This window comes from Brucella sp. TWI559, assembly GCF_039674265.1.
Lineage (GTDB): Bacteria > Pseudomonadota > Alphaproteobacteria > Rhizobiales > Rhizobiaceae > Brucella > Brucella chromiisoli.
Genome location: NZ_JBDJNE010000006.1, coordinates 97,442 through 115,180, shown reverse-complemented (window position 1 = coordinate 115,180; position 17,739 = coordinate 97,442). Strand labels below are relative to the sequence as shown.

The following is a 17,739-nucleotide window of genomic DNA, read 5'->3' as shown; positions in this document are numbered from 1 at the left end:
GAGTTAAAAAAAATGAAATCGAAGACATTGTATATCGCAGTAATTGCTTCTGCATTGCTTTCCACAGCTGCCTTCGCTCAGGAAAAAGCAACAGAGGCGACAGACACGTCCGCGATGGATACTTCCATTACACAGAATGATGGACCTAAAGGCAAGCGCGAGCCTATCGACTTTGAAAAATTCTCCCGCATGGACGAACTGAAAGCTGCCGACACCAATGGCGACGGCGTGCTCTCGCGTGATGAAATCGAAGCGCTTGCGCTCAAGCGTATGGTCAGCCGTGCAGCTGATCGTATGGAGCGCCGTCTCGACGTCAATGGTGATGGAAAGATAACGCTCGAAGCCGTTGAAAAGCAGCGCCAGAAGGAATTTGCCGCTTTGGACCGCAACGAAGATGGCAAGCTGGATCGCAAAGAATTGCGCGCGGCCAAGAAGTTCAATCATCATGGCCCCAAAGGACCGCATCATCACGACAAGGGCAAGATGGAGCACCATCAGCCCAAGCCACAGCAGTAAAATAGCCATTAACAAAAGCCCCGCATTGCGGGGCTTATTTATTTTCAGTTACGAGCGAATAACGCCCTTCTTGAAAATGATATTGCCGTACAGGCGCTTTTCACCGGAACGAATGACGGCATAAGCACTGCTCGCACGGTCGTAAAAAGCAAAACGTTCAATCGGATCGACTGCAATCTTACGACCTTCAGCCTTTTCAAGGATGGACTCAAACTCGCTAAAGATCGCAGGTGTTTCGTCCGGCGCCTGCATCACGGCTGCTGGCTTATCAACAAAATCATCAAGCGGCAGAAGCGAAAGCACAGCCTCCGCCACATCGGTAGCGCTGATACCTGGAAGGTCGATCACCTGCACGCCGGAAGCCTGAGCAGGGTAATTGGCGTCAACAATCACCAGATCGTCGCCATGGCCCATATCCGCGAGCACTTCAAGAAGCGATCCGGTCAGCAATGGATTTATGTTTTTAAGCATTGAATGAATTCCGAATGATGGAGTTTTAAGAACTTTACCCTATCTGAAAACATTCTGAAAATGCAAACGCCGGCTGAATTCAGCCGGCGCTTTGTTTCCATCAAATCCAAAAGACTGTTAGTCAGCCTTAGCTTCGATATCGATCTTGTCGAGGATTGAAAATGGGTCTTGAGAAATCGCGACCATTTCCAGCGCACCAATTCCTCTCTCAGACTTTGACTTCGCGCTCATTTCAAAGACATTCGGTTTCGCAATGAATGCGTTAAGCGCTGTGACCACCGCATCCAGCTTGGGTTGATCAGCGGCCAATTCCTGCAAAACCGCACTCGCGATCAAAGTCAGCGTGCTACGTGCTTCTTCAACAGTCATGTTGTTTTCATCAGCGTAGAATTTAAGGCTCTTTTCAGCGAGGCCTTCATTTTCAATCTTGAGCTTCACTTCACGTGCCTTGAGACCAAGAAGTGCAACCTGGGCCAGCACCTTGTCACCGGAGAAAAACTCTTTGGTAAAGCCCCCCATCAACCCGGACATAGTAACCTTGCCCATATCTTTGCCACTCAGGGAGAGATCCTTGATAATGAGGCTCTGACTCGCCTCGTCCCAATTGGCTTCAAGGTTGGATGAAAGCGTCACACGATCATAACCAAGCTTGCGCAGCTTCTGATAGGCCTCTTCGTTGCTGTCCGTAGGAACAGGCAAGGATACGTCTTCATAGGCAATGCGTATATCGGTTGGAATGCCGTTATAGGGATTTTTGAGCGCAAGCTCATAGCTCTTCAGACCAAACTTCAAGCGATGCGGCAACCCATCAGGCTTAGGCGCAGGATTGCCATCCTCGTCGGTGATGTCGATGTCATCATTGACATTGTTGTCATAGGGAAGGTCGGCATCAATGCCTTTCAAGACCATTGTGCCGAATTCAGGCAACATGGTCGTGAATGGAAAGCTTTCCATTTCTTCCCTGCTAAGGCTGGCAAACTTTTTAAAGGCTTCAGCGGAGGGCGCCCAGTTGAAGCCTTTGAGTGAAAACTCGTCCAGCTTCACATAATCAGTGCCATTGCCCGCAGAAAATCCGTTCAAAGTCATATCGAACGTCTTATTATCGAACAGCATCGACATCTTTTCGATGTTGCTTTCACCCTTCTCAGGATCGCTCGGTTGAATCTTCATGCCGAGTAGTTCGACATCGCCCTTGCCGATCATATCAAAGATGCCGATCAGACTTGCAAAAAACTCTTTCCGCTCTTCAAGCGGAAGGGCATCGAGATCCTGTGTCGTCTCCAGCTTGCGCAATGTTTCCGTAAACGATTGCGCAGGCAGGCGCATCGTAAAGCCATTGCTGCGAACCTCATCATAGCTAAAGCTCGAATTGGTTCCCTTCACGACGATGTCTTTGGCAAAAAACGGCCCGTAAACCGGCTTCGCTTCGGTATCATTTGAACCTGCGGCCTCGGTATAAAGGCGGGCCATGAAAACGCCGTCAATATCCTTGCCTTCTGAAGTGCCTATGGTTCCCACCATACGCTCTTCCTTTATTTCCCCATTTTCACCGGGCAGCGAAAGATCGAGATCAAAGGTTGCGCCGCTCGAAGCATAGCGGGAAACATGACCATTCACGATATCTTCCAGTGTGACATCCTTATAAGACGTCTTCTGTTCCTTATCGTTCAATGTCTGAACAACATTGATTTCAGGAACTGAAACGCGCTTTGCGGAAAAACGGCCAACGCGCTCTGCAAGGGTCACCTCACTATTACCAAACGTATCGCGCAGCATGCCAATATCGAAATTTGCATCCTCAATGCGCACACTTGGAAGCGCAATTTTGAACTGTGCAATCTCGGTCTTGACGTCCTTGGCATTCAACATACCACTCAGGAACAAAATTTTCGGGCGACCTTCAATCGAGCCAATTGTAATATTGGTGCCATCTTTCAACGGCAGAACAACGTCGGTCAGTTGAATATGGCCAAGAAAATCAGCATTAACAGAAGCCGCCTTTCCGCCACGTCTTTCAAGCTGAGCATTAACCGTCTTCTCGAGTGTGATCTTATATCCAACTGCACCTGCAGCGGCGATGGCGATGAGCGCTACAGCTGCCCAAAGCGCTTTACGTCCGCCTTTGCGTTTTCCGCTCGTTGCTTGCTCCACGATTTCTCACCCTTTCAGCGCAATTTCAACAGTATCTGATCGCTGATTGGTTAATCACAAGAAATTGTAAGAGCAAGCAGGTTTGATTAAAATTTGAGCTTTTTGGCTGTTCGGTGGAAAAACCCCACCGTTCCAAAAAGTTTTTGGAAAAAAATAGAGAGAACTAACGCATACGCTTGCGTGTATGCAGCACAAATTCATCGTCTATCTTCATCAGTTGCGCATCGATTCCATAAACATCTTTCAGAAGTGAGCGATTGAGAACCTCTTCCGGCGCACCATCGGCAACAAGCTTGCCCTGATTAAGCACGATCAACCTTGTGCAATATTGCGCAGCCAAACCAAGATCATGCAACGAGGCGATCACTGTCTTCTTCTCGTTGGCCAATCCGGCAAACAGTTCCATCAATTCCAGCTGATGGGCTGGGTCCAGACCGGCGACCGGCTCATCGGCAAAGATGACGGGCGTGTTTTGCGCCAATACTCGCGCAATCAAAGCGCGCGCTCTTTCACCACCCGATAATTCATTGGCAGGACGCGACGCGAGCTCAACCAAGCCCATGCGCTGCATCGCGGTCTCAACCGCAGCTTCATCATCATGATCCAGCGCTACAAACACGGGCTTCAGTGCTGAGCGTCCAAGCGACACCAGCATTCTAACCGTTACCGGCCACGCCACATCGCGTTCCTGCGGCAGATAAGAGATTGTTTTGGCGCGATGCGCGACATGCATTCTTCTGAGGTCAGAGCCATCCAACAAAACATTGCCTGTTGAAGACGTCAGCCCCAAAAGCGCGCGCAGCAGTGTTGTTTTGCCTGCACCGTTCGGACCGATCAGACCAATAAATGCGCCCTCACCTGCCTCAAAACCAACGGCTTCAAGAATGGTTTTTCGCCCCAACGACACATCAAGATTGTGGACTGAAAGTGTGCTCATACCAGCCGCCTCCGATATTTGAAGACCAGCCCCAGGAAGAAGGGAGCCCCGATAATGGCCGTGAGAACACCCAGCTTCAACTCGCGCCCCGGCATCAATATCCTGACAAAAACATCGGCTGCGAGCAAAAGAGCTGCCCCGCCAAAGCCACTTGCAATCAGCAATCGCGATGGTCGCGCACCGACCAGCGGACGCAGAAGATGCGGCACCACAAGCCCAACAAAACCGATAGCACCCGCCACAGCCGTTGATGCGCCAACGCAAGCCGCAGTTCCCAGCACCGCCAGCATCTGCACGCGTGAAAGATTAACCCCCATACTGGCCGCGGCATCAGCCCCCAGTGTCAGGCTATCAAGCGCACGGCCGAGCGCCAACAGCATGACCCAGCCAATCAGAATGAAGGGGGCCGCAAGCCACACATGCGTCATCGAGCGATCCGCAAGCGAACCAAGCATCCAGAAAACAATTTCCATCGCGGCAAAAGGATTGGGTGAGAGATTAAGCGCCAATGCCGTCAGTGCTCCCGCAAGACTGGTAACGGCAACACCGGCCAGAATGACCGTCAAGGTTCCGGCATGGCGTCCGGCAAGTGTCTTCACCAGGAACACCGAGATAAAAGCACCTATCAACGCCAGCAACGGCAACGCCAAGGGAAAAACCTGCGAAAATCCGGTATAGATCGCAATCACAGCGCCCAGCGATGCCGAAGAACTCACGCCAAGCAAACCCGGTTCGGCCAGCGGATTGCGCAGATATCCCTGAAGAGCAGCCCCTGAAAGCCCCAGTGACGCACCGATCAGCAATGCGAGAATTGCACGTGGCAAGCGGATTTCAAGCATCACCAGCACGATCACATCGCCCTGCCCCGTTAACAGCGCCTTGATGCTCTCGCCCACACCGATGGATGCTGGACCAATCAGCAACGACACGACAAACAATGCTGCCACCAACAAGCCAAGCAAAAGCAGCAGGAGATAAAAGCGAGCATTTTCAGTCACGCGCAGCCTCCGAAAGCTCTGTCACCGCATCAACGCTGAATGGCCCACCGCAGACTGTCAGATTATCGTTCAATGTTACGATTCTCGTCTCTTTCTCCAGAGCCCGCAAAGCCGGATGTTCAAAATTCTCAAAGGCCAGAGCGGGTGGTCGCCCGCGTGATCCCCGGACCAGAATATCTGGCTTATTCATGATCAGCATTTCCAAAGGCAGCATGCCAGAACCACGAATACCAGCTTTGTCTGCAAGATTATCAAGACCCGCAAGGCGTATAGCTTCGTCGATCAACGTGCCACGCCCCGACGTATAGCTATTGGCATAATAGAGCGCGACCGTTTGCCGATGCGCAGGCTTTGGAACTTCTGCCAAAGCAGCATTCATGGCCGCAATCTGCCTATCCGCCTGCTCTTCCCGGCCCAACAATGCCCCCATCCGCTTCATATGCGCGCGAATATCTTCAAAAGACCGTGCAGGCGCAAATTCCTCAACCCGAACACCCAGCTCGCGCAACAGTCCAACAGTCGCGCGCGAGGAAAATGTGCCTGCCAGCACCAGATCGGGTTTCGCTAGAAAAACCTCTTCCGCCTGTCCGTGATTGACCGGCAATTGCTGCGCTTTCGCGGTCATCACCGACAGAAGCGGATCACGCGAAAGATAGGATACCGATTGCAACTGCCCATCATCCGCCAGCAACATGGCGAGCTGATCTGTGCAAACATTGATCGACACCACGCGCTTGGGCTTCTCCTGTGCCAACGCCGGATGAAGGCCAGCCAGAAACAGGCCGGTCAACAGACCGAGCCTGATTTTCGATGCCAATAGCCGTTTATTCGCCCACATGTTCCGCAATCAGAAATTCCGCGTCAGGCCAATAGTAAAGCTGCGCCCCGGTGCATTGTAACCCGACGTCGTCTGATAATCCTTGTTAAAGATATTTTCGACCGAAACTTTAAGCTGAGACTGGGTATCGATGTCATAGAGTGCGATGAAATCTGCCGTCACATAAGGATCAAGCTTTTTAGTATTCGCGGCAGTTGTGTAGCGCGAGCCACCATAAAGCAACCGAGCCGTTAGATCGAGCTTGTCGATGGGCTTGAAATTCACTTCGGCTGTTGCTTTGACACGCTCACGATATGGCAGATCGTTGTCGGTATCCTCATCAATTGGCTTCTTGAGGTCGAGCGAGCCTTTCACCGCCCAAACCTCGTTAAAACGATGAGACAGTGCCGCTTCAAAACCCGTCACTTCTGCACGCGCGATGTTGTAGGGCAGATAAGACGGTGCCGTGCTCATAATCGCATCGCGCAGCCATGTTTGATAAAACGCCATATCAACGCTTGTTTTGTCTGTGACCTGCCAGTTCAGACCAACCTCGTAAGAGCGGGATTTTTCCGGTTGCAAATCAGGATTGGCATAGCCGGGATAATAAAGCTCATTAAATGTCGGCGCACGGAAACCCGTACCGAATGATGAGCGCAGCACCAGATCAGGCACAATTTCGTAGCTCGCGCCAAGATTATAAGTGACGACATCACCGAACTGCTCATTGTGATCGTAGCGAACACCACCATCAAACCGCAGCGCATCATATTCCAGCGAATATTGCCCAAAGACTGCCGCCAGGTCTCGGCTGGTTTCAGCATAAGACACGGTTGCATTGACATCCTCGCGATAAGCTTCAACGCCGCCCGTCAGGGTATGGCTAAAATCACCCGTTTCAAACTGCTTTTCCGTCGAGACGTAAACACCGTAGCGCGTGGTTTCAAACCGATCAGAACCACTCACACCTTTGCGAAAATTCCGGCTGTGATCGAGCCCGGAACTGACTTCAATCGTTGATGACCAGTCATCCGTATGATCAATGCGCACTCCGATCTTGCCATTGAAAGCCGTGGTATAGGCTTCGTTGAAAGACGGCGCTTTTCCATCATATTGATTGCGCCCGCGGCTCAACAAACCATCTGTATAAATCCTGCCCCAATCGAAATCTTTGGAGAGCGCGAAATTAAACGCGCCCTGCAGAAAACCATCGCGGTCCGGCTCATAGCCAAAAGCTTCAGGCGTCGTGAAATTATATCCCTGTGTACCGGTCACAGCGGCACCAAAAGCATAGTCGATACCGTCTTGGCTGCGTCCCTGCAGCGATGCAGATGCATATCCACCCCATGGATGGGTAACGCCCGTGCTCACACTCCCACAGAAGGAACGTTCGCCACAGGCGCCGCCCTGTTTGGTGATGATATTGATAACGCCGCCCATCGCATCCGCGCCATATTGCGAAGAATGCACACCTTTGGCAATCTCAATGCGATCAATAGACATCAATGGAATATTGGCCAGCGCTGTTGCGCCAGTTGTGGCGGAGGCCGTGCGTACACCATTGACCAGCACCACCGTCTGCTTGGACGACATGCCGCGTATATAGAGGCTGGATGACGAACCCTGCCCGCCATTGGTGGTAATCGAAATACCCGGATAATATTGCAAAAGGGATTGCAGATCAGGGGCTGCGGATCGTTCGATATCAGCTTTATCGATCACCGTCACAGAGGAGGTTGAGCGTTGCAGCGATGTCGCCCTGCGAAGCGGTGTAACCACAATCGTATCGAGCACAATCCCGTCTTCATTGTCTTGTGCTCTTGCATCAAGTGGCATGGCAAACAGAAGACCCGATGCGAGAAACGCCGATAATTTGAGAGTTTGCATATATTTATTCTTCCTGCACGCAAGCTTTGACTCACCGCAAGCGCCAGAAATCAGGATGCCCCCCTTGTCTGTGTCCCACGGCAACATTTCACAATGTCACCGCTACGGACGGCCGCGACTGAACACCCCTCGTGTCAGCCATGGGTGACTGGATATGGCAGGTCTCCTGACTTCCGGGTCTTCATCGAACCTCCACCTTCCCAAAGCCTGAAACTTCAGTGGCTGTATCATGATACAAATCATGAGAGGACGACTCTCCGGTCACAGTTGCGGGGGCAGTCACGGCATTGATCGCAAGATCTCACCGTGTTCCCTTTTCATCCGCCGTGAAGGCGGAACCATGTCCTTTAAGAGCGATAGCAAGGCCGCAGTAAATTATCAACTGCAACAATGTGCCCCTTCTGAATCACATTCGGAGCAAAGCGATTGAGATGGTTGAATTATATAGATTTTTATCTCAGAAAATCGCGGAAACGACGAAGCGCAAAGAAGAAAAGAACGCTTCCGATGACAATCATAGCCAGCAATTGCGGCCATACGACACTCAGTCCCGCACCGCGGAACAGCACCGATTGCGCTAACATCACGAAATACGTATTGGGCGCTGCCAGCATGATATTCTGGATAATTTCCGGCATGCTTTCGCGCGGCGTTGTACCACCGGAAAGCACCTGAAGAGGCAACAAAACCAGCATAAGCAAAAGCCCGAACTGCGGCATGGAACCGGCAATCGTTGCAAGAAAAATGCCAAGGCTGGTGGTTGCAAAAAGCTGCAACGCAGCACCCGCTAAAAACAGCGTCAGCGAGCCATTAATCGGCACGGCCAGAATACCCTGCACAACCACAATAAGCGAAAAAGCCGTTGCCACCAGCACCACCATCCCCATCGACCATATCTTGGAGATCATGATCTCAAGTGGCGTCACCGGCATAACCAGCAGATGTTCGATTGTGCCATGCTCGCGTTCCCGGATAAGAGCTGCACCAGTCAGGATGATCGAAAGCATGGTCACAGATGAGATGACATTGGTGATCGCACCAAACCAGCCTTTGTTCAGATCCTGATTGAAGCGCGCACGTAAGTTAAGTCCAACCGGCGTTTGCGTGTCCCCACGATAGCGATTGAGAAACTCGTTCACTTCACTTGAGACAATGGACTGAACATAACCGCCGCCGGTGAAGGCCTGACTCATGCGCGTTGCATCGATATTCAGCTGGATTGTCGGCGAACGCCCGGCAAGCAGATCGCGCTGAAAATTTGGCGGAATATTGAGCGCGAACGTATCAAGCCCTGTGTCCATCCGCTTATCCATCTCATGCGATGAGATGAGCTTTGGAGGCACAAAATACGGCGGATAAAATGCAGTCGTAATACGTCCCGAAATCGGCGATTGATCCTCATCAACAATTGCGATCGCTGCATTGTTGAGATTTTCCGGCATGGCTTTTGCAGCCGTGTAAATCGCAAGCGTGAAAGCATAGACAATGAGCAGCAGAAGCATAGGATCGCGCGCCAATCCGCGCAGTTCTTTGATGCCAAGCTGGAATATATTGGAAATTCGCATCTCAGCCCGCCTGCTTCTTGAGAAGTACAATACCGAGAACGGTCAGAACCGGTATGGCGATCAGCAGCGGCAGGAACGATCCGGCAAGATCAGAGAAGCCGAGCGCTTTTGAGAAAGTCCCGCGCGAAATCGTCACGAAATACGTTGTCGGATATATCTTGCCGATGAAGGCGCCTGCTCCCTGAAGAGATGACACCGGATCGATAATGCCGGAATATTGCACTGCCGGAATGAGCGTCAACAATGCTGTACCGAAGATTGCCGCAATCTGGCTATTGATAAAGGTCGAAATCACCAGCCCCATACCGGTGGTGATGATGACATAAAGAAGCGCTGCCGTGGCATAGGTCAGGAAACTGCCCGTGAATGGCACGCGGAAGATGAAAACCGCAAACGCCGTCAGCATCAGGAAGTTAATAAAGGCAAGCGCGATATAAGGCAGCTGTTTGCCCAGCAGAAACTCGAACTTGGTCACCGGCGTCACATAGAAATTAATGATCGAGCCAAGTTCCTTCTCGCGCACGACACTGAGAACCGCCAGCATGGCCGGGATCATCAGCAAAAGCAGCGGAATAACCGCTGGCACCATGGCCACTAGGCTCTGCACGTCGGGATTATAGCGATATCGAATTTCCAGATTGAAATTCCCGACAGCGGCAGCATTTCCATAAAGCTCGCGCGCCTTTTGCGTCAGCCAATTGACATGCATACCCTGGACATAACCACGCACAGTTTCCGCACGCATCGGCATGGCACCATCGATCCAGGCACCAATTTCTACAGAACGACCATGCGCGACATTGCTGCCGAAATTCGGTGGGATTTCAATCGCCAGACTGATTTCACCTTCACGCATACGCCGATCAAGATCATCATAATCAGTAATGGGTGTTTTTTCGATAAAATAACGGGAACCGGCAAGTTGCTGCGTGTAATCCCGGCTGATTGTCGTATCGTCACGATCCAGAACCGCGAATGTCAGATCCTCGACATCAAGATTGATACCATAACCGATCACGAACATCAGGATGACAGTACCCAGAATAGCGAGTGTCGCGCGGATCGGATCGCGCTTGAGCTCCAACGCCTCGCGCCGCGAGAACGCCAGCATCCGCCGCGGATTTGGTAACCAGCTGGAGCTTGACCTTTTGTCATTCTCAACCTTTTCAGGCTGAACCTTCGCCGCCTCCTGAACGTCTTTCTTAGGCGCTGTTTCGCCAATTGCTTCTTCGAGATATGCGATGAAAGCGTCTTCAAGTGTCGCTGCGTTGCGGCTTTCGGTGATGGCTTTTGGCGTGTCGCTGATCAACACCTTACCGGCATGCATCAAAGAGATCCGGTCACACAGTTCCGCCTCATTCATAAAATGGGTCGACACGAAAATCGTGACATTGTCGTTGCGTGAAAGATCGGCAAGGATTTGCCAGAATGCATCGCGCGCAACCGGGTCAACGCCTGAAGTAGGCTCATCGAGAATGAGAATATCCGGCGCGTGGATCAGCGCCACAGCCAGCGACAGGCGCTGGCGGATACCGAGCGGCATCGAGTCGGGTAAAACATCCAGAACTTCAGCCAAATCAAACCTTTGGGCCAGTTCCTTGATTCTGCTTTTGGTCTTGTCCTCGGACATGCCAAACAGCTTGGCGTGAAGCTCCAGATTTTGATGAACTGTGAGTTCGGAATAGAGCGAAAACGCCTGCGACATATAACCAACATGACGGCGTATATCGATATCCTTTGGGTCGACCTCACGCCCAAACAGCCTTGCCGTGCCTTCACTTGCAGGCAAAAGCCCGGTCAAAACCTTCATCGTCGTCGATTTGCCGCAGCCATTGGAACCGAGAAATCCAAAAATCTCGCCGCGCGGAATGCGAAAACTCACATCGTCGACAGCCGTGAAATTGCCAAATCGCACCGTGACATGCCCGGCTTCGATAGCGATGTCACTATCTGACTGCATATTGCGCGGCGGCATCACAACTTCGCTGTGCCCCTGTCGAAGCTCCTCAGGCAAAAGCGCTATGAAAGCCGCATCAAGATTGGGTGTCTGGGTTTTCTCAAGCAACTCCTGAGGCGAACCAGTTGCCAGAATCTGGCCGTCATTCATCGCAACCAGCCAGTCAAAGCGTTGCGCTTCTTCCATATACGCTGTCGAAACAATAACACTCATCCCCGGACGATCCTTGCGGATATCGTTAATCAGTTCCCAGAACTGACGTCGCGACAAAGGATCGACGCCCGTTGTCGGCTCATCAAGGATCAGCAGATCAGGATCATGGATCAGCGAGCAGCAAAGGCTCGTCTTCTGTTTCATGCCGCCGGAAAGCTTACCCGCCGGACGATCTGCAAAAGGCGACATGCCCGTTCGCGCCAGAAGGTCTGCAATGCGGCGTTCGCGCTCGTGCTTGTCATGGCCAAACAGCCGTCCGAAGAATTCGATGTTCTCGAAGACAGAGAGCGTTGGATAAAGGTTTTTTCCCAACCCTTGGGGCATAAAAGCAATACGTGGAAAAGCCGCCTGACGATGACGCTTGTCAGCAATGTCGCCACCCAGCACTTCGATTCTGCCCTTCTGCATAACGCGAGCGCCAGCGATCAGTGACAGAAGACTGGACTTGCCCACACCATCAGGCCCAATCAGTCCGACCATACAACCGGCAGGCACGTTGAGCGAAATATCGCGCAAGGCTTCCGTCGATCCATAAGAAAGCTTCACACTGTCAGCGCGGACGACAAAACTGTCGCCGCTGAGGCCAGTCTGTATCGAAGCCATACTCATTTTACGGTTTCCGCAAGGTTCTTCGGCCACTCCACATTTGGATCAAGCTTGACATAAGCCATACCCGGAAGCCCGGTTTTGACCTGCTGAATATATTTCTGAAGCAATTCCTGCGGAATTTTGGCTTTAACGCGGAACATGAGCTTCTGACGCTCTTCTTCAGTTTCAACTGATTTTGGCGTGAATTGCGCGACATCGGCCACGAAGCTGATTTTGGCAGGGATCACATATTGCGGTGCGGCATCAAGAACGATGCGCGCGTCTGCGCCAATGGCCACCCGTCCGGCCTGCGAGGTCGGCAGGAAAAAAGTCATATAGACATCGCTGACATCAACCAGATTAAGCACGCGTCCGCCAGCGGAGAGCACTTCGCCCGGTTGTGCAACGCGATATTGCACTCGGCCCGGCTTTGGCGAACGCAAGGTGGCATCGTTGATATCCGTATCGATGGTGGCAATCGCAGCCTTTGCCGCCTCAACGGCCGCTTCAGCATCAATAACTTGCGCCTTAGCCGCACTGATCGCCGCAGCGGTCGCGGCCAATTGCGCTTTGGCAGCGCCGACGGCTGCTTCAGCGCCCTGAGCAGTTGCACGATCGTCATCCAGCACCTGCTGGGAAACTGTGCGTGATTCTGTCAGCTGTTGCGAGCGAGCCAGACGGCGATTGGCGGCATCCAGCTGCGCTTCGCGTTGCGCGACAGTAGCCGCAGCCGCAGTTTGCTCGGCTTCACGCTGAGCGACCAGACTTTTGGCTGTTTCAATGCTGATTTCAGCGCGTCGAAGCTGCGCTTCAGCTTGCCTGCGCTGGCTTTCGAGCTGGTCCGTATCCATGCGCGCTAAAACGGCATTGGCTTCAACAAACTGCCCCTCATCAGCCAGAATTTCGCGGATACGCCCCGGGCTTTTGGTGGATACGTCGATTTCGACGGCTTCGATGCGGCCATTTCCACCAGCAATGCCTTCCGGCAATCCCGGGTTGCTTAGCGCTTTCCAGGCATAGTAGCCTCCGACTGCCAGAGCCACGACAACACCAGTCACAATCCACTGCTTGCGATCAAACCCCATACCCAACAATCCTCTGCGTCATCATTTCTCTGGCCGCACAGTAAGCTCATACTCAACCAATCACTTTCAGATAGAAATATCTGTATTTTGCTTGAGAGTACGTACCTTGATTAAAATCAACTATACGCAAATGCCCCACGATTCCATGCGATAAATCACATCAGAGCATAATTCCTGAAGCTTGGGTTTGTTGCGGTTAAATTATGCTCTGATTTTAAAGCGTTAGAGCGACCTTTGCGCATCCAGGAGGATGCGCAGCGCTCCAAAGCATGAGAAAATTCGCGGGTGCCGATTTTGAGAGATGGAGGGCAACGTTGACAGCACCCGCTGGCTGTCGACCGTACAACATTGCAAAAAGATCGCGCTACTGCGCTCGACAGATTCCTGAATGGGAAAAACTTAGCCGGGACGTTGCTTTGTTTGGGCCACAACGCCCCGGATCGCCGGATCTGGTGGACCCCGGCAACGCGCGATCAATAGCACCGGTTAGCGGGCGCTTTCTTTGATTTAAATCAATTAGATAATAATTACATGCGATTATGCGCATTATTTTTTAGAGCGGCACTTGCTTCGGCTCTGGCCCCAATTCTTTTTGAGATAATCAGACACTCTTTTGAGTTTGGGATCAGATAAAAATCCCTGCCGAAAAAGAATACTGCCCTTCACCTCCGGCAGCGCAGTGTTCAACTCAAGCTGGCGCCTGATTTCATCGACCCCATTGCCGGAAAGCCATTCCGGTTCAGACCTGCTTGCCGATCCTGCCCGATAAAGCGCCATACCAATATAGAGGTCAGTTTTTGTGCCGCGCACCGTATCCGCCCACCATCTGACGATTGGACCATAGGGCACATCCTTTTGCCCTGAAGACCAGTAAACCTGTGGCGCGATATAGTCGATCAGGCCATCCTTGACCCAAGCGCGCGTATCGGCAAAATCGCCATCATAATTGGTCTTGCCAGCCCGCGTCGGCGAGCCACGCGGATCGTCAAGCTGGTTACGCCACACACCACCGGGACTAATCCCAAAGCGGACATGAGGCTTGATCGCTTTGATCCTGTCGGAAATTTCTTGCACCAGCGCGTACGTATTATAGCGTCGCCAGTCATATTTATTGGAAAATTTTGTCCCGAAACGCTTGTAGGTCTTGTCGTCCTTGAGCGGCGAGCCTTGCGTTTCATAATAAAAATAATCGTCGAACTGGATGCCATCGACATCATATTTCTGGACCACTTCAGCGGTGATATTTGTCACCCACTGGCGCACCGCCGGAATGCCCGGATCAAGAACATAACGCTCTGCGGAAATCCCCACCCATTCCGGCTTCGTTTTATAAACACTTGCCGGAGAATCGCTGGACGCGTTTTTCAATTCTTTTTGCGTTGCCGGTCGCACGTCCATCGAAACACGATAAGGGTTGAGCCATGCATGAAGCTCAATCCCGCGCTTATGCGCTTCAGCAATCGCAAAACGCAGCGGATCAAAGCCCGGATCTTTTCCAAGCGTCCCCGTCAGATAAGATGACCACGGCAGATATTCTGATTTGTAAAAAGCATCGGCAGCAGGCGAAACCTGAAAGATCACGGCATTGATACCGTGTTGCGATGCTTCGTCAAACATGCGCACCAGTTCCTGTTTCTGGCGCTTTACCCGTTCTGAATCATTTTCAATCTGTGTCGATGCTTTGGACGGCCAGTCCAGATTAAGAACGGTTGCAACCCAGCTTGCATGAAACATATCGCAATCAAATGCCATGGATTACACAATTCCCATTGTATACTTATAGTGAGGCTATATTAGGTCTAGTATGACCAACTCACGACCTCTTTTAAAAGCGTATAAAGTCAAAGCGAGGGCACATGTATAAAAATATCCTGATCACCACCGATGGTTCAGAGTTTGCAGAACGCGGTCTTGTTCATGGCTTTGATACAGCCAAGGCCATGGGCAGCAAAGTTACTGTCCTCACCGTAACCGCGCCCTATTCGCTTTCCGGCCTGCCCGGTGGCTTTACCGACAGTCCGACCTTTATCGAGCGTTATGAAGAAGAATGGAATGAGTACGCCGATGCAGCCCTGGCGCGCGCGCGTGAACTGGCAAGCGAAGCGGGCGTTGAAATCCACACATTGCACGTCGTGGCGCAGCACCCGGCCGCATCGATTATCGATACGGCAAAAGAACTGCAAAATGACCTGATCGTCATGGCATCTCACGGTCGGCGTGGACTGAAAGGCATGTTACTCGGCAGCCAGACCTATGAAGTGGTTACGCGCAGCACGATTCCTGTTCTGGTCGTTCGCTAGCCATCAACCCCGGCCTGATGCCCAGTGGCGCTTTCAATATCAACGCGGAAGAAAACAGGTTCGAGTTTGCGTTGCGCACCGCCACTGGTGATGGTCTTGGTATAGGCAGGTTCCCACCAGGTCGGCTCATTGGCCAACATATTGACGATTGCTGCCTTTTCGTCTTCCCGGTCAATTTCACGATAATGGCCATTCACAACCACACTGCGCCACTTTGTTTTCGAAACGATGTCGTCAAAGAGCACGCAGACGGCATCGTTCTTGCGCATGGCCTCGGTCTTCTGGCCGTCCGTTGTGAAAGAATAAAGTGACCCGCCGTTAAACCGGAACCCAAGCGGAACAACATAAGGACGGTTATTCAGAACATAACCCAACCGTCCGATCTGCGTATGCTGGCTCATATCGCGAATGTCATATTCCGACATTTCCTTGATTATCATGGCAACCGTCCTTCGTTCTTTATATCCGTTAAGCTTCGGTCAGACGAACAGGCGTCCTTCGGCAATCTTGACTGCCGTGCCGCCGATGCGCGCACTGGTCAGCATCTGCTTGGAAACATCCAGTTCAAGCCGGATACGTGATGGGCGCCCCATTTCCATACCCTGCTCTATCCACCACTGCGAACTGCCGTCCACCGGCTTATCCTTGGCAAGGATCATACCAGCAAAAGCCGCCGCGGCGGAACCGGTTGCCGGGTCCTCGTAAACATTGGAGCCCGTCACAAACATGCGCGCATGATAATTGCTGTCGAACAGAATGGTTTCGCGGCAATAAACATAAATCGGCAAAGGCCGGTCAGCGACATGCGGCAGGGTCTCGCTTACATACACCGGATCGATCGATACTTTGGCGGCAGCAATGAGATTATGCACCGGAACAAGAAGATAAGGCGTTCCAGCACTCCAGACAGCGGGCACGTGATTCTCAAAGCCGATTTCATGCGTACCAAGCCCGATGGCTGCGGCCGCTTCTTCTTTCTCGATCTTGATATCAAGTTTTTCCGGCAGGCGCGGCAGATCAAATTCTGCAAAGGCGCTGTTGTCGCCAAGAATAACGCCGCAGCGAACAACACCGACTTTCTCTTCCAGCGTTACAAGCCGGTCCGACTCATCACCCGTCCTGCGATGACGCGCCAACGACACAGCCGCGCCCACTGTTGGATGTCCAGCAAAGGGAAGTTCATAATCCGGCGTAAAAATCCGAACAGCAGCCTCGTGCACCGGGTTTTCAGGCGGAAAGATGAAAACCGTCTCGGACAGATTAAACTCGCGCGCAATGGCTTGCATGCGCGCATCCGTCAGCCCCTCACTGTCGTGGACAACAGCCAACGGATTCCCAGCCAGAGCCTTATCGGCGAAAACGTCGAAAATCTCATAATATCGGCCGGAACCGGCAGCTTCGGTCATCTTTACCCTCTCCCTCACAACACTCAGCAAACAGCACCAAAACACAATGCGCTCAATGCGGCGCATTGAATATTTGTCCGTGCGAGCATAGTCAATTTCGCGCCGCTGTCATCTGTAAGAAACAACTCTTAATGTTGATTTTGAAAATGCCAGTCTGCAAAGGCCCGAACATAGGACGGCGTTGCCTGTCCCATCATACCGGCCTTTGTGATGGGAATGATTTCACTCAGCTCCGGTTGCTTCTGTGCGGCAAGGTTGGCTTCGATCTGCTCAAGAATCTCTGCGGTCGAAAGATCAAAATAATAACGGCGGAAAAGCGCAATGCTACCATCAGCTGTCACGAGATGGAATTTCGGCTCTGCTTTCGCCTTGCCAAGATCGATCCCGGTCTCTTCGCGCACTTCGCGGGCCATATTGGCTTCATAATCGGCACGGTCCCCGACAATATCATTGTCATCAATGGAACCGGCTGGAAAATAAACGCGACCCGCAACGGCGTTATGCGCGCCCATACGCGCTGCAATCAGATGGCCTTCAGCCGACACGATCACCCCAACACCAAAGATGTGCCATGGCCTTTGCGATGCCCGGTCATGCCGCCAATACATCAGCGTTGCAAAACTCGTGCGTCTGAAACCAGCCTCCAATACGCCTTCATCAAGATGCGCCTGCGGTGCAAGATAAATCTCACCATCAAAAAGCATCGGATTGGCAGCCACCGCCCGATGCCAGTTGGCAGCAATCGCTTGTCTGTTTGCCTCGCTATAGGAAAGCGCCCCCGGCAAAACCCGGACATCAACGCGGTCCATCACGTAGACCGTGTTTTCTTTCACATTTCGCATCAGCAG

The 17,739-nt window shown here is 52.1% G+C and carries 15 protein-coding genes and 1 riboswitch; of the genes, 2 read left to right on the top strand and 13 right to left on the bottom strand.

From position 1 onward, the window contains the following. The first annotated feature begins 12 nt into the window (after positions 1–12). Positions 13–516 carry an EF-hand domain-containing protein gene (locus tag ABE530_RS09950; RefSeq protein WP_499694406.1) on the top strand — a complete coding sequence of 168 codons (504 nt, stop codon included), beginning with the start codon at positions 13–15 and terminating at the stop codon, positions 514–516. A gap of 48 nt (positions 517–564) precedes the next feature. Here the strand turns inward: ABE530_RS09950 and ABE530_RS09945 are convergent, their stop codons facing one another. The 10 genes from ABE530_RS09945 to ABE530_RS09900 all read right to left on the bottom strand — a co-directional run bounded on the left by ABE530_RS09945 (position 565) and on the right by ABE530_RS09900 (position 14,937). Further along, a complete protein-coding gene (locus tag ABE530_RS09945) occupies positions 565–987 on the bottom strand; it encodes an RbsD/FucU family protein (RefSeq protein WP_499694405.1) in 423 nt (140 codons plus the stop codon). Between the two features lie 117 nt (positions 988–1,104). Then, the gene (locus ABE530_RS09940; protein WP_499694404.1) at positions 1,105–3,138 is read right to left on the bottom strand and encodes an aq_1923 C-terminal domain; all 2,034 of its coding nucleotides are present in this window, start codon (positions 3,136–3,138) and stop codon (positions 1,105–1,107) included. A 163-nt stretch (positions 3,139–3,301) separates the two neighbouring features. Next, positions 3,302–4,075, bottom strand: a complete 774-nt coding sequence (locus tag ABE530_RS09935; protein ID WP_265985360.1) for an ABC transporter ATP-binding protein — start codon at positions 4,073–4,075, stop codon at positions 3,302–3,304. Further along, a complete protein-coding gene (locus tag ABE530_RS09930) occupies positions 4,072–5,073 on the bottom strand; it encodes a FecCD family ABC transporter permease (RefSeq protein ID WP_499694403.1) in 1,002 nt (333 codons plus the stop codon). Before ABE530_RS09930 ends, ABE530_RS09935 begins: the two co-directional genes overlap by 4 nt. Further along, complete coding sequence (locus ABE530_RS09925; RefSeq protein WP_499694402.1) at positions 5,066–5,911, bottom strand: ABC transporter substrate-binding protein; 846 nt, start codon at positions 5,909–5,911, stop codon at positions 5,066–5,068. The genes ABE530_RS09930 and ABE530_RS09925 overlap by 8 nt, the downstream gene beginning before the upstream one ends. Before the next feature lie 9 nt (positions 5,912–5,920). Further along, positions 5,921–7,777: a TonB-dependent receptor domain-containing protein gene (locus ABE530_RS09920; protein ID WP_499694401.1), complete on the bottom strand. Its 1,857-nt coding sequence runs from the start codon at positions 7,775–7,777 to the stop codon at positions 5,921–5,923. 139 nt (positions 7,778–7,916) lie between these two features. Next, positions 7,917–8,135: riboswitch (cobalamin riboswitch) on the bottom strand. Between the two features lie 94 nt (positions 8,136–8,229). After that, the gene (locus ABE530_RS09915; RefSeq protein ID WP_265985365.1) at positions 8,230–9,342 is read right to left on the bottom strand and encodes an ABC transporter permease; all 1,113 of its coding nucleotides are present in this window, start codon (positions 9,340–9,342) and stop codon (positions 8,230–8,232) included. A gap of 1 nt (position 9,343) precedes the next feature. Next, entirely contained in the window at positions 9,344–12,121 is a 2,778-nt protein-coding gene (gene rbbA / locus ABE530_RS09910) for a ribosome-associated ATPase/putative transporter RbbA (protein WP_499694400.1), read from the bottom strand. Then, the gene (locus tag ABE530_RS09905; protein WP_265985366.1) at positions 12,118–13,185 is read right to left on the bottom strand and encodes an HlyD family secretion protein; all 1,068 of its coding nucleotides are present in this window, start codon (positions 13,183–13,185) and stop codon (positions 12,118–12,120) included. The genes rbbA and ABE530_RS09905 overlap by 4 nt, the downstream gene beginning before the upstream one ends. A gap of 546 nt (positions 13,186–13,731) precedes the next feature. Beyond that, a complete protein-coding gene (locus ABE530_RS09900) occupies positions 13,732–14,937 on the bottom strand; it encodes a glycoside hydrolase family 10-like protein (RefSeq protein WP_499694399.1) in 1,206 nt (401 codons plus the stop codon). Positions 14,938–15,041: 104 nt separating this feature from the next. On the opposite strand from ABE530_RS09900, the gene ABE530_RS09895 reads away from it, so the two are divergent. Further along, the gene (locus tag ABE530_RS09895) at positions 15,042–15,485 is read left to right on the top strand and encodes a universal stress protein (RefSeq protein WP_265985368.1); all 444 of its coding nucleotides are present in this window, start codon (positions 15,042–15,044) and stop codon (positions 15,483–15,485) included. Here ABE530_RS09895 and ABE530_RS09890 read toward each other — a convergent pair. The 3 genes from ABE530_RS09890 to ABE530_RS09880 form a co-directional block, all read right to left on the bottom strand. Beyond that, complete coding sequence (locus tag ABE530_RS09890) at positions 15,482–15,925, bottom strand: pyridoxamine 5'-phosphate oxidase family protein (RefSeq protein WP_499694398.1); 444 nt, start codon at positions 15,923–15,925, stop codon at positions 15,482–15,484. The genes ABE530_RS09895 and ABE530_RS09890 overlap by 4 nt on opposite strands. Positions 15,926–15,964: 39 nt before the next feature. After that, positions 15,965–16,891, bottom strand: a complete 927-nt coding sequence (locus ABE530_RS09885; protein WP_265985370.1) for a PhzF family phenazine biosynthesis protein — start codon at positions 16,889–16,891, stop codon at positions 15,965–15,967. Between the two features lie 128 nt (positions 16,892–17,019). After that, a complete protein-coding gene (locus ABE530_RS09880) occupies positions 17,020–17,733 on the bottom strand; it encodes an NUDIX hydrolase (RefSeq protein ID WP_499694397.1) in 714 nt (237 codons plus the stop codon). Between the last annotated feature and the right edge of the window lie 6 nt (positions 17,734–17,739).